Genomic DNA, 11991 nt, shown 5'->3' with positions numbered 1-11991 from the left:
TTAATAAAAACGCCCAGTACTGAAAAGTATTGGGCGTTCTTTTTGGCAGGTATTCACTCCCTAATGGGACTATAGATTAAGCCTAGGCAGGTAGCCGCCGGGGACAATTCCAAATACTGAGAGAATGATCAGAATCAGCATGATGATGAATAGCACCCGGACAATTTGCGCCACGGGAGCGGGCAAAGGCAGCATTGAGACCAGCCACCAAATCAAGCCAAATATGACCAGATAGACGGTAAGGTTAATAATAAGATCCATGTTTTTCTCCTTTGAGCACTACCATTGATTGGTAATTGTTAGGTGCAGCATAGGGCAGGCTGATCCGGGAGGCGGTGCGCTAGCACACAGAAGGGCTTGGCTGAAAATACCCGCAAAAAACCTTGGCCAATTCGGCCAATTCTGGGTACACTTTATTTGTCTTATAATATTAAGACAAGATCAATCACAACCTACTTCATAACAATAATTTGCAGGTGACTACTATGTTTACACGTTTACTCGCAGGCGTTGGCCTTTGGGTGCTGAGCTTTACCGCATCGGCGATTACTCTCTCTGGCTTAATCAACTCGCACGACCCTGGCACTATCACTAAAGACGGCAATACCTACTTTCATTTCACCACCGGTACCGGCATTTGGTATTCAACATCGACCAACCTGACTACATGGACTGGGGCGGCTAGCCCGGTATTTACTACTTACCCTTCATGGATTTACAGCAAGGTTCCCAACTTCAGCGGATCATTCTGGGCGCCGGATGTCATCCATATGAATGGCTATTACTACCTCTATTACTCGGTATCTACTTTCGGAACTTCGGTGTCGGCTATTGGTGTTACGCGCACTGCATCACTCACGTCACCCAGTTGGACCGATTTGGGCATTGTGGTCGAATCATGGGGCGGCAGTGCAGAAATTAACGCGATCGACCCAGCGCTGTATCGCGACCACGACGGCAGAGTGTATATGAGTTACGGCTCATTTTTTGGCGGTATTGGCATTGCGGAAATTAATCAAAGTAGTGGGAAATTAAATGGCAGTGTGAGCAAAATTTACGGCGGCAATCACGCCGATATTGAAGCGCCTTATATTTCTCGCAATGGCGATTACTATTATTTGTTTATCAATCGCGGTGCTTGTTGTAAGGGGGCGAGCAGCACCTATTACGTGCAGGTTGCACGCTCTACTTCAATTTACGGCCCCTACACTGGTGTGCGTACACTCATGCCCAATACCGATGGCAAATACAAAGGCCCGGGTCATATTGGTGTGTTGAAGCAAGACGGCTGTAACTATGTGTCCACTCACTATTACGATTTGAATGATAACGGTGCAGCCAAACTCGACATTTTAAAAATGACTTACAGCAATGGCTGGCCAACCTTGACGCGCAATTTTTCAGTAGCCAGTTGCGGTGGGGTGAGTGATGGTTTGTATCGCATCACTGCACGTCACAGTAATAAAGATTTAATGCCCGCAGCAAAATCTAGCGCTAACGGCGCCATGATCCAGCAAGAAACTTGGAATAATTACCGCGCGCAGCAGTGGTATCTGATTAATCAGGGCACCGGATATTACAGTCTGATTAATGCGGCCAGTTTGAAAAGTATGGATGTGTATAACAACTCAACCGCTGCAGGCGCCAACATCGCACAGTGGGATTACTGGGGCGGTGCAGGGCAAAAGTGGAGTCTGACCAATAGCAGTGGTTATTACACGCTTAAATCGCAACTGAGCAATTTGCCGTTGGATATTTTTAATTTGAGTACCGCTAATGGTGCGCAAGTGATCCAGTGGAATGCAACAGGTGCAACCAATCAACAATTTAGTTTGACCCGGCTGAAATAATTTTTTGGCACCTGAAAAACTACAGCGTATTAAATGCGCTGTAGTTTTTTATTGGCTATTAATAAAGATGAGGCAAAAAATGAAAAAAATAGGCAGTTATTTGGTCATGCTCGGTATCTGTATATTGGCGGGATGCAGTAAATCGGTTCCCGATTTTCTGGCCAGCCCCGATCAACAACTACAGGTAAAGGTTTATATCACTGAGCGGAATACAATGGCCTATTCGGTTTCGCGTGGGGCACAGCCGGTTGTACTCGAATCGGATTTGGGCTTGCAATTAACCGCAGCAGATTTTACTCGCAATCTAGCGATTGAATCACAATCGCCAGTTGTTGAGGTAACTGACGATTACACTATGGGCGTAGGTAAAAAGAGCAAGATTAGTTACCAGGCCAATGAACAGACATTTGTTGTTAAAAACGCGCAACAACAAAAACTGCAGATTAGATTTCGTGTGTCCAATGATGGTGTGGCATTTCGCTATAGTGTGAATGATCCTGTTATTGCCAAGAAACAATTTGTAAAAGAGATCACCAGTTTTAATTTATCTCCTACTGCTAAGGCTTGGTTGCAACCCATGTCCGTCGCGCAAACTGGCTGGAGCAATACCAACCCCTCTTATGAAGAACATTATCAAACCGGCGTGCCAGTGGGCACCGAATCGACGTTAAAACAGGGCTGGGTTTTTCCTGCATTGTTTAATTCAGGCGAAACCTGGGTAGCGATTTCTGAAACAGGTATGGATGGCAGCTGGCACGGCTCCCATTTGCAGTTAGGTGAAAACACCGGCGAGTACAGGTTCGCCCCACCGCAACCAGCAGAAGTATTTATTTCAGCAACGGGTGAAAAAGGTGCGCTATTGGCGAATGCAGCTGACACATTGGAGTCCCCATGGCGAATTATTGCGTTGGGATCTTTGGCGCAATTAATGGAATCCACTTTGGGTACAGATTTAGCTGCGCCCGCCATTGCGATGGATCAGTCCTTTATTAAACCCGGCCATAGTTCGTGGAGTTGGGCAATTTTAAAAGATGACTTTACCACCTTCGAGGTGCAGAAAAAGTTCATCGATTATGCCGCTGATATGCACTGGGACTACACGCTGATCGATGCCGATTGGGATAAAAAAATCGGTTACGAAAAATTGCAGGAATTGGTGGATTACGCCGCACAAAAAAATATCGGCGTATTGGTGTGGTACAACTCATCGGGCGCGTGGAATGAAACTCCCTACACGCCCAAGAGCCAATTAATTTCCCACGAGCTGCGCGTAGCAGAATTTTCCCGCTTGCAAAAAATCGGTGTTAAGGGAGTGAAAATTGATTTCTTCGGCGGTGACGGTCAATCCTTTATGCAGTATTACATTGATATTTTACGCGATGCGGCAGCCCATCATCTATCGGTCAATTTTCACGGCGCGACTCTGCCGCGCGGTTGGCAGCGCACCTATCCCAATTTGATGACTATGGAATCGATCAAGGGTTTTGAATTCACTACATTTTCTCAAGCCGACCAAGACCTGGTTGCGCAACATGTTGTCACCGCATTATTCGTGCGAAATTTATTTGATCCTATGGATTACACGCCTATGGCGTTTGGCGATATTCCCAACATTAAGCGTGTAACCGAAAACTCATTTGAGTTGGCTGAATCGGTATTGATGATTTCCGGCATTCAACACTTTGCCGAAATTCCAGAGGGCATGGCGACTGCGCCCGAGTACGTTAAAAATTTCCTGCGCGAATTGCCGCGCGAGTGGGACAATGTGAAATTTATTGATGGCTATCCGGGCAAGTTTGTGGTGATCGCACGTAAAGCGGGCGAAGCTTGGTATATCGCCGGTATTAATGCGGAAATTGAAGCTAAAACTCTGACGTTGGATTTGAGTTTTGTGGGCGATAAAACTGGCGAATTAATTACCAGTGGTGAAGCAGAGCGCGATTTCTCCCAGCAAAATATTGATAACAAAAAACCACACACCCTTACGCTGCGCCCAAGTGCTGGATTTGTGATGGTGTTGAAATAAATGTTTACTCGTAGGTTGCTGGTGAGCCTGCGAACCGCAACATGACCATCGATCAACCCTTACCGAAACCTAGTTCAATGCTTCACTTGGCTTTTGGTTTACGCGGCGGTATGGCCATGTTGCGGTTCGTTCCTCACCAGCAACCTACAAAAAAATACAAAAAAATGTAAAAGTGAGAGAGAAAACACAATGATTAAAAAAGTATTAACCTGCCTGTTGCTGCCAATGTGTATCTTGAGCTGCGCAGGCAAACAAACTGAACCAAAGAAAGCTGCGCAGCAAGATCCCAACACCTTCACCAACCCCATTTTTCCCAATGGTGCCGACCCGTGGTTGGAATATTTCCAAGGCAATTATTATTTAACCACCACAACCTGGACCTCACAGCTAGTCATGCGTAAGTCGCCTACGCTTGCAGGGCTTGCCAGCGCAACGCCAATCCATATTTGGTCTGAAAGCGAATTGGAGCGCTGCTGTAATTTTTGGGCGTTTGAATTTCATCGCCTGAAAACAGAAAAAGGTTATCGCTGGTATGTGATGTATACCTCGGGTGTCGCGGAAAATTATGATCGCCAACATTTAAGTGTGATTGAAAGCCAGGGTGATGATCCGCTTGGTCCTTACACTTATAAAGGCTCACCAATGCCGGATATCTGGAATATCGACGGTAATTATTTTGAACATAATGGCGAGTTATATTTGCTTTGGTCGCAATGGGTGAGAGACGAGCAAACGATTTGGATTTCTAAAATGACTAACCCCTGGACGGTGACCGGTGAGCGAGTAATGATTTCGCGCCCGCAATACGAATGGGAATTTTCCGGTATGAAAGTCAATGAGGGGCCGGAAATGATTAAACGTAATGGCAAAACCTATATGGTCTACTCGGCGAGCTTTTGTAATACACCGGATTACAAATTGGGTTTGATTGAATTAGTGGGTAATGATCCGCTCAAGCCTGAATCATGGCATAAGTTCGATCAACCGGTGTTTAGCAAAGCCAATGGTGTTTACGGCCCCGGCCACAATGGCTTTTTTAAATCCCCCGATGGCAGTGAAGATTGGTTGATTTATCACGGCAACGCCAGTGAGTTAGAAGGTTGCAGTTCAACGCGCTCGCTGCGTGCACAAAAATTTGCCTGGAATGATGACGGTACCCCTAATTTTGGCGAGCCAGTGGCAGCCGGTGAAAAAGTCACTTCTCCCTCCGGCGAAAATGGCCCGCTGATTACCAGGGTACAAGGCACACAAGTACAGTTAGTTAGCAAAGCGAATCACCAATGCGTGGCAGATGCAAACGGCAAGATCAACAGCGCAGATTGCAATAGCGCCGCGGCAAGTTGGACACTGGATTACACCACCAATGGTAATTACCGTTTGGTGAATGCGACCGGATTATTTTTAGGGCAGGGCGGTGAGCAATGCAGTGCAAGTAAAGCGGCAGATTTAAATGCGGCTCCATGGTACAACCAACCCTGCCAACAATGGCGATTGATGCCGCACGACAAGGGCTGGTCAACGCTGGTGAATGCGCAAACCAAACAGGAATTACAATTTGCTGATTGCAAAGAACCTGCCCCCGCCGTAGCGGGCAAAAAATCCGTAGAAGATGTGCCGCAATTTATCGCGCAAAAACCCGCGTGTAATTTGTGGCGTATTCAACCGGTACAACAAGTAGCGATTACCAGTGTGCAAAGTGGTAAGGCTATTACTGCCGCAACCGCGAAAGCGGGTAGTAACATCGAGCAAGACGAATGGCACAACAAGGCGAGCCAGCGTTGGTTATTGGTCAATACACAAGAGGGCTATTACCAAATTCAATCCAGTAACGATTCTGCTTTATGCATCGCGGTTGCGAATCAATCTATAGTGCCGGGCAGCAATGCCGAACTGGCTGCCTGTGGTGATATTCACGCTCAATGGCAAGTAGATTTTCTTGCCGATGGCACGGTTAAATTGGCGAACCGAAAAAGTAATCTGGCTCTGGATTTGGCCCACTGCGGTTTGGCCAATTACACCAATTTTGCACAGAGCCAATGGTCAGATTCCAACTGCCAAAAATTTCAATTGAAGCCAATCGACTAGCGAATTATCCAACTTGCCTCCCAGGCTCTGCCTGGGAGTTTATTCCCCTACTCCCCGCTTTTTAGCTACCACTCCCATCCCTGGTCCTCATTGACAATAGTACTTGTCACATGTATACAAGTGCACTAACTGTTCAATTATAATAATTCGTTCCCGGCATTTTCTGTTGGCGGCTATACGTGTGCTGATTTTTACCGGGATTTTTGTGTATTTCTATCTGGTTTTTCAGCGATGGCAGGCTTTTATCGAAATGTGGCGATTGGGTCATTTATTATGATGATCTTGAGCGCATGCATTTTTTATCTAGGTTATAAAAAATCCCAGCTGAGCCTGCCATTGTTTCCTGAGCGCGACCAAAGTTTGGTATGGAAGATGGCGATAGAGCCGGAACAACCAAAAGGAAAAACCCAATTACAGGTAAAAAATGAAGTGGGAAATTTGGAATATGAGTTTCTGCTTGATCCGGCGCAGAAGTTTCCCTATAGCCATTATTCCCTCTATTTTGTCGATGCCATTCAAACTGCACTGCAGGTGGATCTAACCGCTTATCAAACTGTGTCGTTCAGTATTAGTTGTGACCCCAAAAATGTGCTGTTATTTACCCTGTTTAGTTTTGACGACAAGGTGACTGATTTAACTAACTTGGTCACCCGGCGTGTATCTTCAACTGCCTTCACCTGCACCCAAGCCTGGAATAAGGTCACCATTGAGTTGGATGATCTGGAAACGCCGCAATGGTGGTTGGGGCGATACGGTTTTGATTACAGTGAAAAAAGCTATCGGCTCGATAAAACCATGGGCTTTGCCTGGGTGAATTCCTTACAAAGTCCGGTTGATACCTTGTCTACTGTAAAACTGACCGACATTCAATTGTCTGGTTCGGCGCCGCGCTATATTTATGGCGCCAGTATTTTGGTGGCGTGTTTATGGCTGCTGTTTTTTGTGTGGCAACTGCGCCGTTACACAAGGGAATTGACACTGGAGATACGCGCGCGCGTTAAGGATGATCAGCCGTTGATGGCCTATAAAAAATTATTTATCGCGCCACAAAAAGACAAAGAAAAAGAAGCGCTGCTGCGTTATATGGCGACGGAATACACCAATCACGATTTAAGTCTTGAGGCGACAATTGCATCGCTCAATATGAATCGGAATAAGATAAATGACCTATTAAAAGAAGAGTTGGGGCTGACGTTCACCGGTTATCTTAACAAGCTGCGCCTGACTGAGGCGGCGCGTCTATTAACCGAGAGCACCCATGTGAATGTCTCTGAAATCGCTTATGCGGTGGGTTATAACAATGTGCCGTACTTTAATAAGTTGTTTAAGCAAGAATATGGCTGTGCGCCAAAAACCTTCAAAACGTTGTACCAGTCAAATGATTTGCAATAGGGCAGATCATCCACGGTAAAGCACACGATTGTTTTATAAAGCACACAATTGTTTTAATAAAGCACACAGCGATAATTTTATCGGCAAAAAATATTTTATATGGAGATTGGTTGGTGCTTCCAGCAGCTTAAATCCCTTTCATTATTCGCATTATTGTTTTCATTTTTTTCACGCTGAAAGAGGTTGTGCGAAAAATGAAAAGATTTTTAGTCAAATTTCGCTATCTTCCTCGTCTCTCCACCCCTTAATTGCGGGTTTGCAACTACATAACAATAAATGCAGTTTTACTCACTCCTCACATTGGGTTTACAGCGTTAGGCCAACAACCATTGGCTGAAACACTTTCTATTGCTCCATCGCTACTCTTATCGGAGATTAAAATAATGCGCAGCTTAACAATATTTCCTGGGCACATTGCTCAGGCTCTTAAACGAACTTGCCATCTGGTTACTGCTGGTGCTTTGTTGGCCGTTGCGGCGCAAGGCGCCTCTGCAGCGTGTACCTACAATATTGATAATGAATGGAATACCGGTTTTGTCGCGAGCATCACTATCAAAAATGATACAGGTGCGGCGATTAATAATTGGAATATTAATTGGAGTTATTCCGCCAACCGCATCACCAACTCCTGGAATGCAAATCTTTCTGGTTCGAACCCCTACACAGCAAGCAATCTGGGCTGGAATGGCAATATAGCTCCGGGTCAATCTATCTCCTTTGGCTTTCAGGGAAATAAAAATAATGGCGCAGCAGCTGAGCGCCCGACCATTAATGGCGCAGCCTGTAATGGCGGCGCTGTGTCCTCGGTGCGATCCAGTGTTGCGCCAAGCTCTGTCGCTCCCAGTTCCGTCGCGCCGAGTTCTGTCGCTCCTAGCTCGATTGCGCCCAGCTCAAGCCGCAGTTCCGTTCCCAGTTCTGTAGCACCCAGCTCGATTGCAGTGACGTCCAGCAGCCGATCTTCAGTGGCACCGGCACCGCGCAAATTTGTCGGCAATATCACTACCTCAGGTGCAGTGCGATCTGATTTTATTAATTACTGGAATCAAATCACGCCGGAAAATGAAGGCAAGTGGGGCTCGGTAGAGGCCACACGCGACCAATATAACTGGGCGCCGCTCGACCGTATTTACGCGTATGCGCGGCAGCACAATATTCCGGTGAAAGCGCATACTCTGGTGTGGGGTAGCCAATTCCCGAGTTGGATTAATAATTTGAGTGCAGCGGAGCAAGCGGCGGAAATTGAAGAGTGGATTCGCGACTACTGCGCGCGCTACCCGGATACCGCGATGATCGATGTAGTCAATGAAGCTACCCCCGGCCATGCCCCGGCAGCCTTTGCACAAAATGCATTTGGTAATAATTGGATTATTAAATCCTTCCAGCTGGCGCGCCAATATTGCCCTAACGCAATATTGATTTTGAACGATTACAACGTGCTGAGTTGGAACACCGCTGAATTTATCACCATGGCAACCCCTGCGATTAATGCCGGTGTGGTAGATGCATTGGGTATGCAGGCGCACGGCCTCGCGGATCGCCCATTGTCAGAAACCACCAGCAAGTTGAATCAAATCGCAGCATTGGGTTTACCGCTTTATATTTCAGAATATGACATCGAAAAAACCAATGACCAGGAGCAGCTGCAAGTGATGCAACAGCAATTCCCGCTGTTCTATAACCATCCTTCGGTCAAAGGGATTACTTTGTGGGGTTATGTAGTGGGCAAAACCTGGCGCGATGGCACCGGCCTGATTCAAGAAAACGGTACACCGCGCCCAGCGATGACCTGGTTGATGAATTACCTTGCCACTAATGCAACGTCCAGCCAGAGTTCGGTTGCCAGTTCATCCAGATCGAGCCAATCATCGGCGATTATTTCCAGCTCATCGTCAAGTGTGATTGTTCCCGCAACATCCAGCAGTTCGCTGTCATCCACCAGCTCAGCGCGTTCATCCAGTTCCAGTTCAATTATTTCAACCAGACCGGAGTTGGTGGTGGCGATTAATGCGGGCGGTGCGCAAGTGAATTACAACGGTGTGCAATACAAAACCGATCAATACAGCACTGGCGGAACGGCACACAGCACCACGAGTAGCATCAGCAACGTCGCAGAAGGTGCACTGTTCCAAAGTGAACGCTACGGCACTTACGGTTATGAAATTCCAGTCACTAATTCGACTTACTCTATCGAACTGCACTTCGCGGAAATTTATCAAACAACGGTGGGCCGTCGTTCGTTCAACGTATCGGTTGAAGGCAAGCAAGAGATGTATCAAGTAGATCTTTATTCATTGATCGGTGCGAACGCGGCATACAGCTACACTGTGGATAATGTGCAAGTGACCGATGGCAAATTGAATATCGATTTAACGACGTTGGTAGATAACGCAACGCTTGCAGGCTTTGCGATTTATTCATCAACCGGCGGCAAGTTGGTGGAAACAACGACACCTCCTACGAACCCCGGTACTGCCAGTAAAGAAAATGAAGGTGCAGATTGCATTTTGGGCAATCCACCCGCTGCAACCAGCAATGCAAAATTGCCTGATCCGTTTAAAAAATATAACGGCGCGCGCATTGCATCCAAAGCAGATTGGCGCTGTCAGCGGCAGGAAACCTTGAAGCAAGTTGAAGCATCAATCTACGGCACTAAGCCGGGCAAACCACAAACCGTAACTGGCACTGTGAGCAATTCACAAATTACCGTGAATGTGCAGCACCAAGGTAAATCGGCAAGTTTTAGCGCGCGAGTAGAAATGCCAAGCAATACCAGTGGGCCGGTGCCCGCTGTGGTTGTGCTCGGTGGTTTTGGTGCAGACACCGCAACGATTAAAGCGGAAGGTGTTGCAGTTATTGTTTACGATCCTTACGTGGTTGGCGCCGAGTCGGGCAGCCGCAGTAACAAAACCGGCGCTTTCTACAGCATTTATGGCAACAACAGTTCAACAGGTTTGTTAGCCGCATGGGGCTGGGGCGTGAGCCGTATTATCGACGTGCTGGAGCAATCTGGTACTACGGTATTGAAACCCGATGCCATCGGCGTAACCGGTTGTTCACGTTTTGGTAAAGGTGCATTTGCTATTGGCGCATTGGATCAGCGCATCGCGTTAACTATGCCGTTTGAATCCGGCAGCGGCGGCGTTCCCATCTGGCGCGGTATTCCCGGCGAAGGCGCACAAAGCCCAAGCAGTGCCTACGGTGAAACTTATTGGTTGGGCGATGCCTTCGGTAATTACACTGCAGATACAAAACGTTTACCGGTAGACACGCATCAGATAATTGCACTAGTAGCACCGCGCGGATTATTCATCATGGACAACCCGCACATCGCCAACCTCGGGCCGAAATCAGCACACGCAGCGGCACTTGCGGGTGCAGAAGTGTACAAAGCCCTCGGCGCAACCAGCTCCATCACCTACCACTCCAACGTAGCCGATGGCTCACACTGCTCCATCCGCCCGGAACACAAAGCGCCACTGCAAGCAAACATTCGCCGCTTCCTGAAAAAAGAATCGGCGACTACCGGCGGAATTAATGCGCGCGCAAACGCATCCGCCAATATCAACGACTGGGTAGATTGGACTACACCAACGTTGAATTAATTGTGTTGCCACCAAGGAGGGCGAGTTAAACAAAAAGCCAACATTGTTTACGCAATGTTGGCTTTTTGTTTTTTTACGGGAAGAGTAATGGGGTAATAGCCTGTAATTCAGACTGGCAGAAAATGCTGTAATAGTCTCTAATTCCCATAGCTTATAAGAGCAGTAAGGTGCCTGACGCGGACGTTAGGCTCTTAAATTTAGTTGGCCGTATATGTTCAAATATACTGAACCGTATATCTTCAAATCTATTTCTTGCTTCAATCTAACTTATCGATGGCTAGGCATATTTCGGTAATGTAAAGTGGGCGTGTTTCGCAAATATACGGCTTAGGCCTTTGAATAAACTGTTATAGCGTGCGAATTGTTTTTAAACGTGCTTCGTAGAAATATCATCGCAAGCACATACTTTTTGGCTTTATCGTAATTTTCAAAGTATGCAGTGTCGTTCCGGTGCTAATAGTTGTATCGCTCAAAACGCACTTCGCATTGTGGCTTGCCACTAAGTTAGTTTGCTGTGAATAATCGCAGCAGTGTTTTTAATCGGTAGTTTCGGTTGGTTTTGTAGAAACGTAGTTTCTAACAGTTCAAACCGTCGCTGCCATAACAAGGCGCAGCAACACGCCGCTGCGCGGCTGGACAGTTTGTAAGTCGCGCTTTTGTGGTTTTGCTTCGCAAAAGTATTCCACAACGCACAACTTACAAACTGCCGTTGTGCTAAACGTTATGTGCTGGCGCTTTTAATGTGCTTTTTCAGCTTTGCAGGCAATCTTTCAAAGAAAACAAAGAACATTTGCGGGTCTGTGCCTTGCCTGCTGTTCTGTGTAAATACTGGCTTTGTAAACTGCCATTCGTTGCGCCAAAACTGATCGCTTGGCGGTAAATCGTTTAATTTTTTAACTAACTCTTGCACTTCGTCACCTCACATAACAAGGCGTTCCAGCGGATGCGTGGTAAGCCTTGGTTTTTAGTTGGTTTAGTCAGCGCACTCGCTGAACTTGGCGTTATAAATACAAGAACACCTCGTGTTAACGTGCAT

7 protein-coding genes are annotated in these 11991 nt (G+C 46.8%); 5 read left to right on the top strand and 2 right to left on the bottom strand.

The annotated features are described in order from the left end of the window. Positions 1–69: 69 nt before the first annotated feature. Positions 70–261 (bottom strand): Thivi_2564 family membrane protein, encoded by a 192-nt coding sequence (locus tag AC2CG4_RS19630; protein WP_484487877.1) that lies wholly within the window; start codon positions 259–261, stop codon positions 70–72. A 224-nt stretch (positions 262–485) separates the two neighbouring features. Between AC2CG4_RS19630 and AC2CG4_RS19625 the strand changes: the two genes are divergently transcribed. The 5 genes from AC2CG4_RS19625 (at position 486) to AC2CG4_RS19605 (ending at position 10955) form a co-directional block, all read left to right on the top strand. Beyond that, entirely contained in the window at positions 486–1850 is a 1365-nt protein-coding gene (locus tag AC2CG4_RS19625; protein ID WP_484487876.1) for a family 43 glycosylhydrolase, read from the top strand. Between the two features lie 79 nt (positions 1851–1929). Next, a complete protein-coding gene (locus AC2CG4_RS19620; protein ID WP_484487875.1) occupies positions 1930–3876 on the top strand; it encodes a glycoside hydrolase family 97 protein in 1947 nt (648 codons plus the stop codon). 189 nt (positions 3877–4065) lie between these two features. After that, on the top strand, positions 4066–5961 hold the full coding sequence (locus AC2CG4_RS19615) for a family 43 glycosylhydrolase (RefSeq protein WP_484487874.1): 1896 nt from the start codon (positions 4066–4068) through the stop codon (positions 5959–5961). A 273-nt stretch (positions 5962–6234) separates the two neighbouring features. Beyond that, positions 6235–7353 (top strand): helix-turn-helix domain-containing protein, encoded by a 1119-nt coding sequence (locus AC2CG4_RS19610; RefSeq protein ID WP_484487873.1) that lies wholly within the window; start codon positions 6235–6237, stop codon positions 7351–7353. 383 nt (positions 7354–7736) lie between these two features. Further along, a complete protein-coding gene (locus AC2CG4_RS19605; RefSeq protein ID WP_484487872.1) occupies positions 7737–10955 on the top strand; it encodes a glucuronyl esterase domain-containing protein in 3219 nt (1072 codons plus the stop codon). Positions 10956–11676: 721 nt separating this feature from the next. Here the strand turns inward: AC2CG4_RS19605 and AC2CG4_RS19600 are convergent. Continuing rightward, entirely contained in the window at positions 11677–11865 is a 189-nt protein-coding gene (locus AC2CG4_RS19600) for a hypothetical protein (RefSeq protein WP_484487871.1), read from the bottom strand. Positions 11866–11991 lie beyond the last annotated feature (126 nt).

The sequence above is a fragment of the Cellvibrio sp. ATLC23 genome, from assembly GCF_057196725.1.
Note: the sequence above shows the minus strand (reverse complement) of the source record. Positions and strands in the feature narration are given on the sequence as shown.

Excerpts from the sequence above, each read along its gene's own strand:
- AC2CG4_RS19630 (WP_484487877.1), bottom strand. The coding sequence starts at position 261 with ATGGATCTTATTATTAACCTTACCGTCTATCTGGTCATATTTGGCTTG.
- AC2CG4_RS19620 (WP_484487875.1), top strand. The coding sequence starts at position 1,930 with ATGAAAAAAATAGGCAGTTATTTGGTCATGCTCGGTATCTGTATATTG.
- AC2CG4_RS19625 (WP_484487876.1), top strand. The coding sequence starts at position 486 with ATGTTTACACGTTTACTCGCAGGCGTTGGCCTTTGGGTGCTGAGCTTT.
- AC2CG4_RS19610 (WP_484487873.1), top strand. The coding sequence starts at position 6,235 with ATGATGATCTTGAGCGCATGCATTTTTTATCTAGGTTATAAAAAATCC.
- AC2CG4_RS19615 (WP_484487874.1), top strand. The coding sequence starts at position 4,066 with ATGATTAAAAAAGTATTAACCTGCCTGTTGCTGCCAATGTGTATCTTG.
- AC2CG4_RS19605 (WP_484487872.1), top strand. The coding sequence starts at position 7,737 with ATGCGCAGCTTAACAATATTTCCTGGGCACATTGCTCAGGCTCTTAAA.